This window comes from Pseudoclavibacter sp. JAI123 (assembly GCF_013409665.1).
Taxonomy (GTDB): domain Bacteria; phylum Actinomycetota; class Actinomycetes; order Actinomycetales; family Microbacteriaceae; genus Pseudoclavibacter.
In genome coordinates this window covers 81,769-97,215 of the sequence record NZ_JACCCM010000003.1, presented here as the reverse complement: position 1 = coordinate 97,215, position 15,447 = coordinate 81,769, and the positions used below count along the sequence as shown (strand labels likewise).

The window sequence follows — 15,447 nt, the reverse complement described above, 5'->3', positions numbered from 1 at the left end:
GCCGCGAACCGCTCGGTCGAGACGGCCGCGCTCCGTCGGAGGGTGGCTGCCGGCGGTCCGTCACCGCGAGCGCTCAACAGGGTTGCCCCTGCCCCCGCTGCTGCTCCGCACCACGAGCTCGGTCGGCAGGATGCGGTGCTCTCCGATCCGCGGCGACTCGCCTTCCGCGTTCGCATCCACCCGACCCACGACCATCTCGACGGCGGCGGAAGCGAGCTGCGCGGGGTCCTGCGCGAGGCTCGTGAGCTGCAGGTAGGGCAGCTCGGCCTGCTCCGAGTTGTCGAAGCCGACGACGGCGAGATCCTCGGGGACGCGCTTGCCGAGGAGGCGCGCCTGCGCGACAACCCCCTGCGCACTGCGGTCGTTGAACGCGATCACGGCGGTCGTGTCGGGGTAACGCCGCAGCGCATCCTCGATGGCTTCCGCGCCCGCGGCTTCGGACGCTCCCCCAGCGACGATCGCGACCTCGTCTCCGAGCCCGGCCTCGGCCGTGGCTTCAAGGAACGTCGCAGTGCGCACCTCATCCCCCGAGACGCCCGGCGCCCCGAGGTACAGGATGCGCGAGTGCCCGCGCTCGTGCAGGTGCTGGACGGCGAGCTCGGTGCCGCGCGCGTCGTCCATGGAGACGCTGTCGAAGCGCTCGGACGAGTACTGACTGGCCACCGTCACGACGGGGACCTCGTCGGCGATCCGGTTCAGCTGCTGCTCGTCCAGCGACGCGCCGAGCAGCACGAGCCCCTCGACCCGCTCCCCCAGCAGCGCCTCGACCGCATCCGCCTCACCCCGCCGCTTGGTGACCGCGGCGAGCGACACGTTGTACCCAGCTGTCCGCGCAGCGAGCTGCAGCTCATCGATGAGCTGACCGTGGAACGGCTGCGCCGCATGGAAGACGATGCCAATGAGGCGCGACCGGCCCTGCTTGAGCATCCGCGCCCGCTCGTCGCGCCGGTAGCCGAGCCGGGCCGCGACCTCGAGGACGTGCGCCCGCGACTCGGGGCTCGCGCCCGGCACATCCCGCATGACGATCGACACGAGCGGCTGCGAGACGCCCGCCGCATCGGCGACGTCGCGCATCGTGACGCGCCTGCCGCCGCCCGGTCGTGCCGGGCGGCGGGCGTCTCGTGCGTCGGCGTCGCTCATACCTCGATGCTAAAGGCCTCCCGGAACCGACGCAGCGCGAGGTCGGAGTCCGCGGACGCAAACGCCTCCATCGCGACGACCCCCGTGTAGCCGAGCTCGTCGAGCGCACGCGCGACCCGCGGGTAGTGGATCTCGCCCGTCCCCGGCTCGCAGCGGCCGGGCACATCCGCCACCTGGATCTCGCCGATATACGGCAGCGCGCGCCCGCACAGGTCGACGAGATCGCCCTCGCCGATCTGCGCGTGGTACAGGTCGAGGTTGAGCCGGAGGTGCGGGCTGTCGACGGCCGCGACCAGCGCGATCGTGTCGCTCGCACGGTTGAATGGCACCCCGGGATGGTCAACGGCGTGGTTCAGGTTCTCGAGCGTGAAGACCTTGCCGTACTCCTCGCCGAGCTTCGCGAGCCGCTCGAGCGTGCGCAGCGCGGCGAGCCAGTCGGCCGGGGTCGTGTGCGCGCTCGGGCGTACAGGCAGGCCGTTGTCGTCGAGGCCCGTGCCGTGGATGACGAGGCGCGGCACGTTCAGCGCCTGTGCCGCCTCGAGGGACTCGCGCGCCGTCTCTACGATCGCGTCGGCCCCATCCGGATCGATGAGCTCGCCGCGGACGTAGCCCGACATGGAGCCGAACGTCGCGCCGGTCGCGACCAGCGCATCGAGGTCCTTCTCCCACCAGCGCCAGATCTCGACCTCGAACCCGGCCTCGTCGATGCGGCGAACGCGCTCCTCGAACGGCAGGTCGAGGAACAGCATCTCCGCGCAGGCGGCGAGCACAAACGGTGACGTGGCGGTGCCGGCATCCGCGTTTGCGCCTGCTCCGCGGCTCACGTCACCTTGACTAGCCGCAGCAGCCCCGCTCATCGGACGACCTCGACCGGTGCACCGGTCTTGACCGACTCGATGCAGGCGAGCGCGATGACCATCGCCTCGAGCGCGGCTTCCGTGCCCGGGCGAGGGCTCTCGACGCCGGCGACGGCGTTGACAAAGGCCTGCAGTTCGCCCGTGTAGGCGGCGCGCATGAGCTGCGTGTCGGCACGCACGGTGTCGAAGGATGCGCCGGCCGCGCCGTAGAGGCGGAGGCTGGACGCGGCGAGCTCGCCAGCAGTCGCCATGCCGGCGCTGCCGAAGACCTCGGCGCGGGTGTCGTAGCCGTAGGCGGCCGAGAAGTTCGCCTCGGCCGTTGCGATGGCGCCGTTGTCGTAGCGGATCGTGACGACGGAGGTGTCGAGGAGGCCCTTGTCCTTGAAGTCAGGGGCGACGAGCGCATCCGCGACGGCGTAGACCGAGGTCGCGCGGGCTCCAGGGTTGAGGAAGTTGAGGGTGTCGAAGTCGTGGATGAGGGTCTCGAGGAAGATCGTGAACGGCGGGATCGCGGCGGGGTTCGCGAGGCCCGGGTCGCGGGTCACGGAGCGCAGCAGCTGCGGGGTGCCGAGAGTTCCCGCGTCGAGGGCGGAGCGCAGCTCGGGGAAGCCGTTGGCGTAGCGGCGGTTGAAGCCCACCTGGAAGACGACGCCGTGGCGCTCGACGGCGGCCTCGACGCGGCGCAGCTCCTCGAGCGAGACGCCGGTCGGCTTCTCGCAGAAGATGGCCTTTCCGGCGGCGGCCGCCTGCTCGACAAGGGCGGTGTGGAAGCGCGGCGGGGCCGTGATGACGACCGCGTCGAGGTCGGGGCGGGCCAGCAGCTCGGCGATGTCGGTGTACGACTGCTCGACGCCGAGCGTCTCGGCGAGCTTCGCCGCTGCACCCTCGACCGGGTCGGCGATGGCGATGAGCTCGGCGTTCGGGATGTCGCGGGCGATGAGCGCTGCGTGGTTGCTGCCGATGCGGCCGGCACCGATCAGGGCGACGCGGATGAGGGGGTTCGTGGTCATGGTGTTTCTCCTGGGGACGGCGGTGCCGACACGACACTGTGCTGCTGGGTGCGCCCAGCACGCAAAGACTATTACGTACTAGCGCTCGGCGTCTAGTACGTATAAGGTTGCCTGCAATCGGCCGGTCGACCCGGCCCAGATCGCGGACAAAGGAGTTCTCATCACTTCCACGCACGGGGCATCAGCGTCAGAGACGGCCCTCCCCAAACTCACGCCAGGCCCGTACCGCAAGCGGCTCGGGCTCATCTCGATCGTCGCCTGCTTCGGCGGCCTGCTGTTCGGCTACGACACGGGCGTCATCAACGGCGCACTGCGCCCGATGGCCGCCGAGATCGGCCTCGACGCCTTCACCGAGGGCGTCGTCACGAGCTCGCTCGTGTTCGCCGCCGCCTTCGGCGCACTCTTCGGCGGGCGCATCTCCGACGCCATCGGCCGGCGCCGTACGATCATCATCCTCGCCGTCCTGTTCTTCGTCGGCACGGTCATCGTCGTGGCGTCGCCGAACTTCGCACTGCTGGTCGTGGGCCGCATCATGCTGGGCCTCGCCGTCGGCGGCGCATCCACAGTGGTGCCGGTCTACCTGGCGGAGCTCGCGCCGTTCGAGATCCGCGGTTCCATCACGGGCCGCAACGAGGTCGCGATCGTCACGGGCCAGCTCTCCGCGTTCGTGATCAATGCGATCCTCGGCAACACGCTCAGCCACATCGACGGGGTCTGGCGCATCATGTTCGCGGTGTGCGCGATCCCCGCCATCTGCCTGTTCTTCGGGATGCTGCGCATGCCGGAGTCGCCTCGCTGGCTCGTCGAGAAGGGTCGTCACGCCGACGCGCTGGCCGTGCTGAAGACGGTGCGCTCCGAGGAGCGCGCGATCGCGGAGCTCGGCGAGGTCGAGCAGGTGGCGGAGGAGGAGCAGAAGGAGTCGAAGGTCGGGCTCGCGGCCGTGCTCACCAACAAGTGGCTCATCCGCATCCTGCTCATCGGCATCGGCGTCTCGATGATGCAGCAGCTCACGGGCATCAACTCGATCATGTACTACGGCCAGGTCGTGCTCATCGAGTCGGGCTTCGAGGCCAGCGCGGCCCTCATCGCGAACATCGCGCCGGGCGTCGTCGCCGTCATCGGTGGCTTCATCGCGTTGTACATGATGGACCGCGTCGACCGTCGGAAGACGTTCGCGATCGGCCTCACGCTCACGACCACGTGCCATCTGCTCATCGGCGCCTCGTCGCTGCTGCTGCCCGTCGGCAACCCCGCGCGCCCGTTCGTGATCCTCATCCTCGTCGTCGCGTTCGTCGCCTCCATGCAGACGTTCCTCAACGTCGCCGTCTGGGTGTACCTCGCCGAGATCTTCCCGCTGCACATGCGCGGCCTCGGCATCGGCGTCTCCGTGTTCTTCGGCTGGATGACCAACGGATTCCTCGCCCTCTACTTCCCGAGCCTCATCGCCGGGATGGGCATCAGCGGCGTGTTCTTCCTCTTCGCCGGAATCGGGGCCCTCGCGCTCATCTTCACGATCACGCAGGTCCCCGAGACGCGTGGCGTGACCCTCGAGAAGCTCGAGGTCGGCGTCACGACGGGAGCCATCCACGTGCTCGGCAAGAGCCGCTAGACACCACAGAATTCAAGACTCGGCCGCTTCTGCGAGCGGCCGACCCGCCCGCGGGGATCGGCTTCGATCTGGACGTCCTGGCCGGACCCCGCGGGCTTTTCCTGTGCGCCTACCTGAGCGTCCGCCGACAAGCGCGAAGACGTGCAGCCAATGTCGGAACGCTTTCGCCCGCCCGCGTGTTGACCTGATGTTGGAGAGGAAATACCCATGACGCAGTACACGAAAGACCAAGACGCCATCGCTCGCCTCACGCCTGAGCAGTACGCCGTGACACAGCAGTCGGCGACCGAGCGCCCCTTCGACAACGAGTTCTGGCACAACGACGACCGGGGCCTCTACGTCGACATCGTCTCCGGCGAGCCCCTGTTCGCCTCGACCACCAAGTACGACAGCGGATGCGGGTGGCCCAGCTTCACGAAGCCACTGAGCGCGGAGAACATCGTCGAGAACTCCGACACGTCGCTCGGCATGCGGCGCACGGAGGTGCGATCGGCGGCCGCTGACAGCCACCTCGGTCATGTCTTCGACGATGGCCCCGTCGACCAGGGAGGGCTGCGCTACTGCATCAACTCGGCTGCGTTGCGCTTCGTTCCGCTCGAGGACCTCGAGACGGACGGCTACGGGCAGTACATCGGACTGTTCGAGGACAAGGCGGGCCTCTGATGGCTGACGAGCGCGCGATCCTTGCCGGCGGATGCTTCTGGGGGCTCGAGGAACTCATCCGCGACCTGCCTGGGGTGTTCAGCACGCGGGTTGGCTACGCCGGCGGCACCACCCCGAACGCCACCTACCGGCACCACGGCGACCATGCCGAGGCCGTCGAGGTCGAGTTCGACCCGTCGAAGACCTCATACCGTGATCTGCTCGAGTTCTTCTTCCAGGTACACGACCCGACCACGAAGAACCGGCAGGGCAACGACCGTGGCGCGAGCTATCGCTCGGTGATCTTGACGCTCACCCCCGAGCAGGAGCGAGTGGCGCGCGAGACGATCGCTGACATCGACGCATCGGGTCGCTGGCCCGGCAAGGTCGTCACGAAGGTCGAAGCGGCCGGCGAATTCTGGGATGCGGAGGAAGAACACCAGGACTACCTCCGCAAGCACCCGGGCGGCTACACGTGCCACTACGTGCGCCCTGGCTGGGTGCTCGAAGACGCGGCTGCGACGAGCTAGCCGCGAGCTCGTCCAGGGGCCCAGCTAGCCCGGATGCCCGCCGTCGGCTTCTCTCGACGGCGGGCACCGGACGAGCGCGATGGTTGCCCATCTCGAGCAGGTCGCCGTCAGCCGTTCGAGGATTCCCCATCCACGACCGCGGTGACCCGGTCGAGATACAGCGAGACGAGCTTCGCCTCCTGCGGCGAGAGGTCTTCTGAGAGGTGACGGATCTGGCCGGTGACCGGGTCGATCTCATCGGCATCGAGGTCGGTGTCGACCGGGACGATCATCTTGCGTCGACGGTCATCCGGGTCAGGCATGGTGCGGATGAGGCCAGCTTCAGTGAGGCGCTGGACGAGCATCGTGGCCGACGCACTCGTGACGTCAAGGTACTCCGCCAGGGCGCTGGGGCTGGTCGTGATGCCGTCGCTGGTGCGCTCGAGAATGAACCTCATCGCAGACCGGTGGGTTTCACTCAGCTCGCCGGTGGCCTGGCGCCGGCGGCCGAGGCGCGCTTCCGCGCGACGCAGTTCGTCGACGGCTTCCGAGGCGTCATCGCCTGGAGTGGGTGACGGATGCTCGCGCGTCGTCGAGCGGTTTTCGCGGTTGTTCGAGACGTCAGTCATCGGCGCGGAACCAGTCCGGGCTCAGAGGAAGGCGGAGACCGCGGCGAGGAAGCCGACGCTGAGCGTCGCCCCGATCGCGCAGAGGGCGAGGAACTCCTTGGGTAGCGTCCGCTGCTTGTAGGAGTCCCAGTACGTGTCCGAGGACGACAGCGCGGTGGACTTCTCGGGCGTGGTGGTGGGGGTCGCGGAAGTCATGTAGTTAGCCTAGCTACATTTACCGCGTCGCTCAAGGGGACTCCTCCCCTCCCTCAATCACCGGCACCCAGCGGCGGGACGATCAACGCCCCAGTGCACCCGAGATCCCGCGCGCCGCCATCCGCACCCCGAGCGCGAACTGCGGCTCCGCGAGGCGCTCGACGTGCGCGATGATCGAGACCGCCGCGACGACCTCGCCGTGCGCATCCACCACCGGGGCGGCCATCGAGAAAGCCCCCGGCGTCATCTCCTCGACCGACCTCGACAGACCCGTCGCGCGGATCTCCGCGAGCCGACGTCGCAGCGCCTTCGGGTCGGTCATCGTGTTCGGCAGGTACTGGCGCGGCTTCGACGCGACCACCTCGTCGAAGAGCTCGATGGGCGCGTGAGCGAGCAGCACGAGCCCGACCCCCGTGGCGTGCAGGGGCAGACGCGCGCCGACGTCGGAGATGACGCGCACCGCGTTCGGGCTCGAGATGCGTTCGAGGTACACCGCACCGAGACCATCCCGCACCGCGATGTGCACGTTCTCCTCCGTTGACTCGAGGAGGTCCTCCAAGTATGGCCGGGCGATCGCGCGGAGCCGCTCCGCAGTCGTGCGCCGCGCGCCGAGGCGCCACAGCTTGATGCCCACGCGGTAGGCGCCGGCATCCGTGCGCTCGAGGCCACCCCACTCGGTCCAGGATGCGAGCATGCGGTGCGCCGTCGACACCGGCAGGTTCGCCGCCGCCGCGATCTGCGTGAGCGTCAGCTCCTCCCGCGCGGAGAACGCCTCGGCGATCGCGAACAGCTTCTGCGCGACACTGCGCTCGTCACCACCGCCACCGGACATGCCGCAATGGTAGCCGCGAGCAGAACATCCACATCGATGATGCTCGGCATCATGAAGTTCAGCTTCCCTGATATGTGGGTTCGAGACGAAAGTTGTCATGTGCCCAAGACGGCACGCGCACACCGCGGCCGAGAACCGCCACAGACACACTGCACCAGACGAAAAGGATCGACGATGATCAAACTGCTCTCCCACCTCTCGCACATCGAGATCGCAACGCCAGACGTCGCGGCCTCGGTGAAGTTCTACGAAGAAGAGTTCGGCCTGCGCGTCGTCGCACGCGAAGACGGCAAGGTCTACCTGCGCTCGTGGGGCGACTACTACACGTACAGCCTCGTCATCGCCGAGGGCCCCGAAGCCGCCCTCAACATCATGGGATGGCGCACCTCCAGCGCCGAAGCACTCGACGAGGCCGCCAAGCGCGTCGAAGCAGCGGGCGTGCAGGGCCAGTGGGCTGAGCGCAGCGTCGGCCACGGCAAGTCGTACACCTTCACCGGGCCATACGGCCACACCATGGAGCTCTACTGGGACGTCGAGAAGTACCAGGCAGACGCCGAGCACGCCTCCGTCTTCCCCGACCGCCCCGAGAAGCGCTCGAAGCACGCCGTCGGCCCCCGCCAGCTCGACCACGTCACCGTCGCCGCCTCCGACGTGCGCGGCTTCGCGAAGTGGTACAACGAGGTCCTCGGCTTCCGCATCATGGCCTACACGGTGCTCGACGACCACCCCGTCACCGTCTTCTCCGTGCTCACCACGAACGAGAAGTCGCACGACCTCGGGGTTGTCCTCGACAGCTCGTCGCGCCCCGGCCGCATCAACCACTACGCGTACTGGGTCGACACCCGCGAGGAGCTCCTCCAGGGCGCCGACGTGCTCATGGAGAACAACGTCCCCATCGAGTACGGTCCCTCCATCCACGGCATCGGCGAGCAGAGCTTCCTCTACCTCCGCGACCCCAGCGGCATGCGCATCGAGGTCAACACCGGCGGCTACCGCAACTACGTGCCCGACTGGGAGCCCAACGACTGGAAGCCGTCCACAGGTTCCAACAACCTCTACCGCAACGGCGCCATGCCGCTCTCCATGACCGAGTCGTTCCCGCCAGACGCTGGCCACCCCACCGCCACCGAAGAAGGCATCCTCCCCGGCACGGAAGAGGCCATCCTCAACCCGTACGCCGTGCAGGGCCGCGGCTAGAGCGCACCGAGCGACGTCGCCGTGTCTCCAGCGGCGACGTGAGATCCGCACGACCGAGATCTGCGCGGGCCCCGCGCATCCACCAGGTCCTCCTTTCCTGGTGGATGCGCGGGGCCCGCGTTCGTGCGCGCGTGCGCGGCAGGCAGAGTGCCCGTCAGGCCGGGGTGCGCGTCAGCGTTCAGTGAGCGCGACGCCGGTGACGGATGCGAGCTCCTCGAGGAGGCATGCACGGAACTCCGGGTCGCGCACCCCGCTCGCGGGCTGCTGCTGCGCGCCGTGATGCCAGTAGCCGCCCGTGACCTGCAGATCGGGGTCGACCGCGAGGCGCTCCTGCGTCTCATGCCCCAGGTCGAAGTCGTCTGGCGCCCCGGCACCGCCCATCTTCGTCGCCACCCAGCCGGGGTCGACGGAGTTCGCGAGCACGCGAGGAGCCCATCGCTCCGCGACCGCGGCTGAGAAGGCCGCGACGAGCAGCTTCGTGTCGGAGTAGCTGGCAGACACTGATTCACCCGTCCAGTCGAGCCCGTCGAGCGTCGCTCTGCCGTCTCGGTGCATGCTGCTACTCAGGTAGACGTGCCGGGTCGGGGTGCTCAGCAGCGCGGTGAAGAGGTAGGGCGCGACCACGTTGACCGGTAGGAGGCTTGGGCCCGAGAGGACTCCGGCATTGTGAATGACCGCGTCGATGGCCGCGCCGTCGTTCAGCTCGCGCGTGGCATCCAGCACCGCCTCGCGGTCGGCGAGGTCAGCGACGACGACGTCCGCGCCTCGCCGAACCAGCGCAGCGACCGCGTCTGCTCGCCCCGGGTTGCGCGCGTGCACGATCACCTCGTGCCCCTGGTCGAGCAGCGCCTCGGCCGTCGCGCGGCCAAGACCGTCAGTGGAACCGGTGATGAGGATGCGAGCCATGCGCCCATCCTCACACCCCCGCAGAACGCGCCGGCCTTCCTGGGTGCGCCTAGCGCAAAAGAGAAGCACCGCACAAGGGTCGCGGCGTCCCGAAAAAAGAGCCCTACTCTCAGCGACACCGACGTTCGCACTCGGCTCCAGCATTCCCGTTCGCTGCTGGCCACCAGCCAACGCAGGCAACCTCCCCCACCCCTCTCAAAGGACCCCCATGCCTGCCATCGAACGGCGCTCCATCCTCGCCGCCGCCTGGACGACCCCCGTCATCGCAGTTGCCGCGCTGACACCTTCCGCGAGCGCATCCGCGACAACCCAGATCGCCTCCACTGGCGAGGCCGAATGCCAGATCGAGACGATCACGCCGGCGGCTCGCTTCTCCACGACCGGCACGGCGGGCTTCCCAACCGGCACCGTCTTCGCTGTCGACGGCGGCGCACCGTCGACGTCGATCGAGGTGCGCGCCAACCGCCAGGTCTACCCGCTCCAGGGATTCGGCACGGTCACGCTCCCCGCCCCCGTCGCCGTGGGGGATGACGTCGTCGTCACCTTCACCGTCAACGACAGCGACGTCAGCACGCTTGGGGCGACCTTCACGCTCCCGCAGGGATACTCGCTCGCAACCGACGCGGTCGACACCGTCACCGTGAGCCCATTCGCTTGCCTGTCATAAGGAGAAGGACATGACTCGACAAGAAGGCCTTGCCCTCGGATACCTCGTCGCGGGGCTCGCGCTCGGCGTGATCGCCCTCGTCGCCGACCTCATGGGCGGCCCCGCCTACCTGCACGCGCTCACCTGGGTGGGAGGATTCGCCGGCGGCTACGGCGCCGTCACGATGATCAAGGGCGCCAGGCAGCGCAGACGGCATCCGCTCGGAACCACCGACTACGAACCCGACACCAGCAACCCGCCGCACCTCAGCTGAGCTGAACTGTCGGGCCGCCTATCAGCCATGGATACGGCGCCTGATCTCTCCCGCGGCTCCCTCGAGCAGCGCCCGCAGGCGGGCCTCGTCCTGCGGGCGCTCCTCGGACCACGTGACGGCGAGCGCCGCTGCGGGCCAACCCGCGTGGTCGAGCACGGGCATCCCGACAGAGCGCATCCCAACGGACACCTCGCCGTTCTCTGACGCGAACGCCCCGCTGCGGATGCCGTCCAGGATCACCCGCAGCTCACGGGGGGTTCTCGGGCCGCGGCCCGTGCGGTCTGCGAACGACGCAGCATCCGGGTACAGCGCTCGCACCTGCTTCTGCGGCATCGCGGCCAGCATCGCGCGACCGGATGCGGTGAGGTGCGCCGGCAGCCGTACGCCGACGTCGGCGACGAGCACCGGGCGGCGCGGCGCACGCTCGTCGACGATGTAGAGCACGTCGCGGCCGCTCATCACGGCGAGGTGCGCGCTCTCCCCCACCTGGTCGACGAGGTCCGCGACCACCGGATGGCCGACTCGGGCGAGGGGCTCCTGCCGTGCGTATCCGCCGGCGAGCTCGAACGCGGCCGTGCCGAGACCCCAACGGCGCTCACCGCGGAGGTGCACGACGAAGCGCCGCTCGAGGAGCGTCGTCAGCAGGTGGTAGACGGTCGAACGCGGAATGCCGAGCTGCGTCGCGATGGTGCTCGCCGCGACGGGGCCACGCTGGTGGCTCAGGAAGCTGAGGATCGCGAGGGTCTGATCGGCCGCCGGCACCTGGACGCGGGCGGATGCTTCGCCGCTGGCCTCGGTCACGCGGTTGCCTCTGCCAGGCGACGACGGGACATCGGCCTGGGGGCGCCCGTCGCGGTGGCCGTCGCTGCAGACCTGTCCAACATCAGTGCAGAAAGCGGCCAGAACAGCGCGAAGAGCCCCCAGATGGCGGATATTGCACTCATGTTGGACACCGAGCCGACCGCCAACTGCGCGGCAGGTCTCCGGTCGCCGCCGCCGCCGAGCCAATCGTCTGAGATCACAGACACTGAGTGTCCTCTCCGCGCAGACATTGCGCAACGGGTGGAGTGGAATCGACACATGAGCACAGCAGCACCCGCCACCGGTCACAAGGAGCCGCGCGACGACGTCGGCAGCACGGTCAGCTCCGAGACCGTCGTCCTCGGCGTGCGCCCGCTCGAGCCTGCCGAGGTCGTCGCGGTCGCGCGTCACGGCGCTCGCGTCGAGGTTGCACCGTCGGCGCTTGCCGAGGTCGCCCACTCTCGCGAGCTCATCGAGCGCCTCGCCGACGATCCGAACCCGCACTACGGCATCTCGACGGGCTTCGGCGCGCTGGCGACGACGTTCATCGCGCCCGAGCGGCGCGTGCAGCTGCAGGCGAGCCTCGTGCGGTCGCACGCGGCCGGCACCGGCCCTGAGGTGGAGCGCGAGGTGATCCGCGCGCTGCAGCTGCTCCGCCTGCAGACCCTCGCGACGGGGCGGACCGGCGTGCGGCCCGTCGTGGTCGAGACGTATGCGGCGATGCTCAACGCTGGCATCACGCCGATCGTGCGCGAGTACGGCTCGCTTGGCTGCTCCGGCGACCTTGCCCCGCTCTCTCACCTGGCGCTCGCCGCGACGGGCGAGGGGACGGTGCGTGACGCATCCGGCACCGAGGTGTATGCCCGGGATGCGCTCCTCGCGGCGGGCATCGAACCGCTCGTGCTCCGCGAGAAGGAGGGGCTCGCGCTCATCAACGGCACGGACGGGATGCTCGGGATGCTGCTGCTCGCCATCCACGACATCGAGATGCTGCTCACGACGGCGGACGTCGCGGCGGCGATGTCGGTCGAGAGCCAGTTCGCGACCGACGCCGTCTTCGCCGCTGATCTGCAGGCCCTGCGCCCTCAGCTCGGGCAGGGCGACTCGGCCGTGAATCTGCGGCGTTTCCTCGCTGGCTCCCCCATCATCGTGAGCCACCGCGGCGCGGACGACGGCCGAGTGCAGGACGCCTACTCACTGCGCTGCTCCCCGCAGGTGCACGGCGCGGCCCGCGACACGGTCGCACACGCGGCGCTGATCGCCTCGCGTGAGCTCGCATCCGCCGTCGACAACCCCGTCGTGACGGTGGATGGTCGGGTCGCGTCGAACGGCAACTTCCACGGGGCGCCGGTCGCGTACGTGCTCGACTTCCTCGCGATCGCGGTCGCCGACGTGGCGAGCATCTCCGAGCGGCGCACCGACCGCGCCCTCGACCCGGCCCGCAACCGCGGGCTGCCGCCGTTCCTCGCACACGAAGTCGGCGTCGACTCCGGCCTCATGATCGCGCAGTACGCGGCTGCAGGCATCGTGTCTGAGCTGAAGCGGCTGGCGGTGCCGGCATCCGTCGACTCGATCCCGTCGTCGGCGATGCAGGAGGACCACGTGTCGATGGGGTGGGCCGCGGCGCGGAAGCTGCGCCGCGCCGTCGACGGACTCGGGCGGGTGCTCGCCATCGAGGTGCTCACCGGCGCGAGGGCACTGGAGCTGCGAGCCCCGCTCGAGCCCGGCCGCGCGACCGCAGCCGTCCGTGATCTCGTCGCCACCGTCTCCGCCGGCGCTGGCCCCGACCGCTTCCTCAGCCCCGAGATGGAAGCTGTGGCCGAGCTCGTGCTCTCCGGCGAAGTCGCCCGGACCGCGCTCGAGCACTCAAGCGCGGACTGACTCCGCGAGGTGACAGACGCGCTGGCCTGACCCCGCGCATCCGCTCGCTCACGCTCAGCCCCCGATTTCAGGATGGGAACCTCACTTCGTTGCGGGAAGTTCCCCACAACGAAGCGAGGTTCCCATCCCGAAACGGAGTTGCGGCGGGTTCGTGGCCTGGCCGAGCTACCTGCCAGATGGAGGCTCGGCCTCGTCCCATCCCTGCTGTGGGGTCTCGCAGGTGTCGCGGAAGACGTACTGCGAGGGCAGCTTGCGCTGGTGCGACGACCAGTCGATGGCGGGGCGGCGCTGCTCTTTGGGGAGGTAGCCGAGGCGGTAGACGGCCATGAGCTCGAACTCGTCCGGCACCTTCAGGAGGTCGACGATCTTGTCCCACTGGCCGGGCACTTCCATGGGGAACGACACGAACTGGATGCCCATGCCGATCTCGCCGGTGGTGAGCCAGATGTTCTCCATGGCCGCGCCCATGCTGAACACCGAGTAGAACGACGACAGCTCCCCCGGCCGGTACTCGGAACGGTCGAGCATGACGCCGAGGAGGAGTGGGGATCCGGCGACGAGCTTCCGGTTCTCCTCGCCGAGCGTGTTGGGCACGCGCAGGGAGTTCATGAGGAACTGCCCGCGCTTCGTGAAGACCTGGCTCGTGAACGGCCGCAGCGGTGCGGGGAGCTTGTCGAACAGCATCCCGTCGCGCCGCTGCTCCATCTCCTCCTTGCTGAAGCGGAAGTACGGCTTGTAGCGCTCGAAGAAGGTGCCGTTGCTCATGGCGGTCGTCATGCTCTCGCCACTGATGCTCGCGATCGCCTCGATCGTCTCGCGCGCCTCGACGACGACGAACCGCCATGGCTGGCTGTTGAGCTGCGAGGGTGCGCGTCCGGCGACCTCCATGAGGAGGCGCTGGTGCTCCTCGCTGACGGGATCGGGAAGGAAGGGGCCGTTCGTGGTTTTGCGGCGTCGCAGAACGTCGAGGAATTCCATGCGCTGAGTCTGTCGTATCCGCCTGAAACGTATTCCGAGCGATCACTGCCAGGGAAATGGCCCTCGAGCACTCGCCTTGAAGGGCGATTCGGCTGGCAGCGATCGCCAGGACAAGGCCAAGAAGGGTTGTCTGGCTTGCAGGTGTCAGCGGCGCGTGGATGCGCGCACCGCGAGCGCGTAGAAGGGTGCGGCGGTGAGGGCGAGCGACGGGTGGCGCCGCGAGTGGGTGCCAGCGAAGGGGATCGCGGCGAGCGGCACCGCGGTCGGCAGCAGCAGCTTTCCGGCGCGGCGGCGGCTCTCGTCGCGGCTCGTGAGCAGCGCGACGCCTGCGGCGAGTGTCAGCGCGGACGTGCAGATGTAGAGAGCGTGGTGGATCCAGTGCGAGCGTCCAGTCCGCACGACCCCGGTCGCCACCCCGGCGCCGAGCGCGCAGTTGGCGGCGTAGCTCGTCGTCGCAGCGACCAGCAGCGGGGGCACATTCACGACGCCGAAACTACACCGGCGGCCTGAAGCGAAGGCTGGAGCCGGTGCAAGAAGCCGGAACCAGGAGCTCAGCGCGGGACGAGCATCCGCTCACCGTTGCGGCGTGAGCGTCTCGTCTCGGGTCAGGAGCAGCCGGTACGGGAACTGGCGTCGCACGAGCCAGCCTTCCGGGACGGCGTCTCGCAGCTCGGGGGCCGTGTAGCTGCGGCGGATGGACAGCGTCCCGTCGTAGTGCACAAACGACCCGCGGTCGAGGGGTTTCGTCGCGACGTCGAACGCCGCGAGCGCGAGGCGCCCGCGCTCGATGTCGCTGTGCAGGGCGAGCGGGGCGAGGGCCGCGCTGTCGGCGAGCAGGCTGTTGAGCGTGTCCGAGTCGAGGTGGTGCAGCAGGTGGTTGGACGTGACGATGTCGAACCGCTCCCCCGCCGCCACGAGCTCGCCGCTCGACGCCGCCCGGAAGTCGACGCCGCGCCGCGTGAGCCCGCGCGTCTCGACGAACTCGTGCGCCCGCTCGTCCGGGTCGATGGCGGTGACCTCGAGCCGGAGCCCGTCGCGCGCCGCCCACCGGGCGAGGGCGAGCGGGATATCGCCGCCCCCGAAGCCGATGTCCAGCAGCCTGGATGCGCGCCGCCGGTCGAGCACGGGCCGCACGTCCCGCAGGTACACGCGCCGCCACCCTGCGACGAGCGCGTTCACTGCGCGGAACTGGGCATATGTCGCGAAGAGGCGGTCCCGGTCGCAGTCGGGGTCGTCCATGAGCTCGAGCGAGGTCGTGTCGCGCGGCAGGGGACGAAGCGACGGGAGCGTGGGAGGCCTCACAGCCCAGGCCCGGTCTGCGCGACTGCGGCGAAGGAAACG

The 15,447-nt window shown here is 69.2% G+C and carries 18 protein-coding genes; 7 read left to right on the top strand and 11 right to left on the bottom strand.

Translation table 11 applies throughout. The features are described from left to right. Window positions 1-60: 60 nt before the first annotated feature. From HDC34_RS15515 to HDC34_RS15505, 3 genes are all read right to left on the bottom strand, one after another. On the bottom strand, window positions 61-1,140 hold the full coding sequence (locus HDC34_RS15515; protein ID WP_179557684.1) for a LacI family DNA-binding transcriptional regulator: 1,080 nt from the start codon (window positions 1,138-1,140) through the stop codon (window positions 61-63). Continuing rightward, window positions 1,137-1,889: a TIM barrel protein gene (locus tag HDC34_RS15510; protein WP_218855332.1), complete on the bottom strand. Its 753-nt coding sequence runs from the start codon at window positions 1,887-1,889 to the stop codon at window positions 1,137-1,139. Before HDC34_RS15510 ends, HDC34_RS15515 begins: the two co-directional genes overlap by 4 nt. Before the next feature lie 104 nt (window positions 1,890-1,993). Next, window positions 1,994-3,007 (bottom strand): Gfo/Idh/MocA family oxidoreductase, encoded by a 1,014-nt coding sequence (locus HDC34_RS15505; RefSeq protein ID WP_179557682.1) that lies wholly within the window; start codon window positions 3,005-3,007, stop codon window positions 1,994-1,996. 139 nt (window positions 3,008-3,146) lie between these two features. On the opposite strand from HDC34_RS15505, the gene HDC34_RS15500 reads away from it, so the two are divergent. From HDC34_RS15500 to msrA, 3 genes are all read left to right on the top strand, one after another. Beyond that, on the top strand, window positions 3,147-4,616 hold the full coding sequence (locus HDC34_RS15500; RefSeq protein WP_151424299.1) for a sugar porter family MFS transporter: 1,470 nt from the start codon (window positions 3,147-3,149) through the stop codon (window positions 4,614-4,616). A gap of 207 nt (window positions 4,617-4,823) precedes the next feature. Continuing rightward, entirely contained in the window at window positions 4,824-5,279 is a 456-nt protein-coding gene (gene msrB / locus HDC34_RS15495) for a peptide-methionine (R)-S-oxide reductase MsrB (RefSeq protein ID WP_179557681.1), read from the top strand. Further along, window positions 5,279-5,788 carry a peptide-methionine (S)-S-oxide reductase MsrA gene (msrA, locus tag HDC34_RS15490; protein ID WP_179557680.1) on the top strand — a complete coding sequence of 170 codons (510 nt, stop codon included), beginning with the start codon at window positions 5,279-5,281 and terminating at the stop codon, window positions 5,786-5,788. Before msrB ends, msrA begins: the two co-directional genes overlap by 1 nt. A gap of 107 nt (window positions 5,789-5,895) precedes the next feature. Here msrA and HDC34_RS15485 read toward each other — a convergent pair whose 3' ends face one another. The 3 genes from HDC34_RS15485 to HDC34_RS15475 form a co-directional block, all read right to left on the bottom strand. Next, on the bottom strand, window positions 5,896-6,396 hold the full coding sequence (locus tag HDC34_RS15485; protein WP_179557679.1) for a MarR family winged helix-turn-helix transcriptional regulator: 501 nt from the start codon (window positions 6,394-6,396) through the stop codon (window positions 5,896-5,898). 21 nt (window positions 6,397-6,417) lie between these two features. Further along, window positions 6,418-6,591 (bottom strand): hypothetical protein, encoded by a 174-nt coding sequence (locus tag HDC34_RS15480; RefSeq protein ID WP_179557678.1) that lies wholly within the window; start codon window positions 6,589-6,591, stop codon window positions 6,418-6,420. 82 nt (window positions 6,592-6,673) lie between these two features. Beyond that, a complete protein-coding gene (locus HDC34_RS15475) occupies window positions 6,674-7,423 on the bottom strand; it encodes an IclR family transcriptional regulator (protein ID WP_179557677.1) in 750 nt (249 codons plus the stop codon). A gap of 174 nt (window positions 7,424-7,597) precedes the next feature. Here HDC34_RS15475 and HDC34_RS15470 point away from each other — a divergent pair, with 174 nt between their 5' ends. After that, complete coding sequence (locus HDC34_RS15470; protein WP_104310655.1) at window positions 7,598-8,620, top strand: VOC family protein; 1,023 nt, start codon at window positions 7,598-7,600, stop codon at window positions 8,618-8,620. A gap of 171 nt (window positions 8,621-8,791) precedes the next feature. Here the strand turns inward: HDC34_RS15470 and HDC34_RS15465 are convergent, their stop codons facing one another. After that, entirely contained in the window at window positions 8,792-9,526 is a 735-nt protein-coding gene (locus HDC34_RS15465; protein ID WP_179557676.1) for an SDR family NAD(P)-dependent oxidoreductase, read from the bottom strand. Between the two features lie 208 nt (window positions 9,527-9,734). Here HDC34_RS15465 and HDC34_RS15460 point away from each other — a divergent pair, with 208 nt between their 5' ends. Together HDC34_RS15460 and HDC34_RS15455 are read left to right on the top strand one after the other, a co-directional pair. Beyond that, window positions 9,735-10,193, top strand: a complete 459-nt coding sequence (locus tag HDC34_RS15460) for a hypothetical protein (protein WP_179557675.1) — start codon at window positions 9,735-9,737, stop codon at window positions 10,191-10,193. Between the two features lie 10 nt (window positions 10,194-10,203). Next, complete coding sequence (locus tag HDC34_RS15455) at window positions 10,204-10,446, top strand: hypothetical protein (protein WP_104310657.1); 243 nt, start codon at window positions 10,204-10,206, stop codon at window positions 10,444-10,446. A gap of 21 nt (window positions 10,447-10,467) precedes the next feature. Here HDC34_RS15455 and HDC34_RS15450 read toward each other — a convergent pair whose 3' ends face one another. Next, the gene (locus tag HDC34_RS15450; protein ID WP_308807371.1) at window positions 10,468-11,247 is read right to left on the bottom strand and encodes an IclR family transcriptional regulator; all 780 of its coding nucleotides are present in this window, start codon (window positions 11,245-11,247) and stop codon (window positions 10,468-10,470) included. Window positions 11,248-11,526: 279 nt separating this feature from the next. On the opposite strand from HDC34_RS15450, the gene hutH reads away from it, so the two are divergent. Next, window positions 11,527-13,128: a histidine ammonia-lyase gene (gene hutH / locus HDC34_RS15445; protein WP_179557674.1), complete on the top strand. Its 1,602-nt coding sequence runs from the start codon at window positions 11,527-11,529 to the stop codon at window positions 13,126-13,128. Window positions 13,129-13,293: 165 nt separating this feature from the next. On the opposite strand, the gene HDC34_RS15440 is transcribed toward hutH, so the two are convergent. From HDC34_RS15440 to HDC34_RS15430, 3 genes are all read right to left on the bottom strand, one after another. Beyond that, window positions 13,294-14,106: a nitroreductase family protein gene (locus HDC34_RS15440; protein ID WP_104310660.1), complete on the bottom strand. Its 813-nt coding sequence runs from the start codon at window positions 14,104-14,106 to the stop codon at window positions 13,294-13,296. Between the two features lie 144 nt (window positions 14,107-14,250). Beyond that, entirely contained in the window at window positions 14,251-14,589 is a 339-nt protein-coding gene (locus HDC34_RS15435; protein WP_179557673.1) for a hypothetical protein, read from the bottom strand. A gap of 90 nt (window positions 14,590-14,679) precedes the next feature. After that, on the bottom strand, window positions 14,680-15,408 hold the full coding sequence (locus tag HDC34_RS15430; RefSeq protein ID WP_308807370.1) for a class I SAM-dependent methyltransferase: 729 nt from the start codon (window positions 15,406-15,408) through the stop codon (window positions 14,680-14,682). Window positions 15,409-15,447 lie beyond the last annotated feature (39 nt).

Excerpts from the sequence above, each read along its gene's own strand:
- HDC34_RS15515 (WP_179557684.1), bottom strand. The coding sequence starts at position 1,140 with ATGAGCGACGCCGACGCACGAGACGCCCGCCGCCCGGCACGACCGGGC.
- HDC34_RS15510 (WP_218855332.1), bottom strand. The coding sequence starts at position 1,889 with ATGCTGTTCCTCGACCTGCCGTTCGAGGAGCGCGTTCGCCGCATCGAC.
- HDC34_RS15505 (WP_179557682.1), bottom strand. The coding sequence starts at position 3,007 with ATGACCACGAACCCCCTCATCCGCGTCGCCCTGATCGGTGCCGGCCGC.
- msrB (WP_179557681.1), top strand. The coding sequence starts at position 4,824 with ATGACGCAGTACACGAAAGACCAAGACGCCATCGCTCGCCTCACGCCT.
- msrA (WP_179557680.1), top strand. The coding sequence starts at position 5,279 with ATGGCTGACGAGCGCGCGATCCTTGCCGGCGGATGCTTCTGGGGGCTC.
- HDC34_RS15485 (WP_179557679.1), bottom strand. The coding sequence starts at position 6,396 with ATGACTGACGTCTCGAACAACCGCGAAAACCGCTCGACGACGCGCGAG.
- HDC34_RS15480 (WP_179557678.1), bottom strand. The coding sequence starts at position 6,591 with ATGACTTCCGCGACCCCCACCACCACGCCCGAGAAGTCCACCGCGCTG.
- HDC34_RS15475 (WP_179557677.1), bottom strand. The coding sequence starts at position 7,423 with ATGTCCGGTGGCGGTGGTGACGAGCGCAGTGTCGCGCAGAAGCTGTTC.
- HDC34_RS15470 (WP_104310655.1), top strand. The coding sequence starts at position 7,598 with ATGATCAAACTGCTCTCCCACCTCTCGCACATCGAGATCGCAACGCCA.
- HDC34_RS15465 (WP_179557676.1), bottom strand. The coding sequence starts at position 9,526 with ATGGCTCGCATCCTCATCACCGGTTCCACTGACGGTCTTGGCCGCGCG.
- HDC34_RS15460 (WP_179557675.1), top strand. The coding sequence starts at position 9,735 with ATGCCTGCCATCGAACGGCGCTCCATCCTCGCCGCCGCCTGGACGACC.
- HDC34_RS15455 (WP_104310657.1), top strand. The coding sequence starts at position 10,204 with ATGACTCGACAAGAAGGCCTTGCCCTCGGATACCTCGTCGCGGGGCTC.
- hutH (WP_179557674.1), top strand. The coding sequence starts at position 11,527 with ATGAGCACAGCAGCACCCGCCACCGGTCACAAGGAGCCGCGCGACGAC.
- HDC34_RS15440 (WP_104310660.1), bottom strand. The coding sequence starts at position 14,106 with ATGGAATTCCTCGACGTTCTGCGACGCCGCAAAACCACGAACGGCCCC.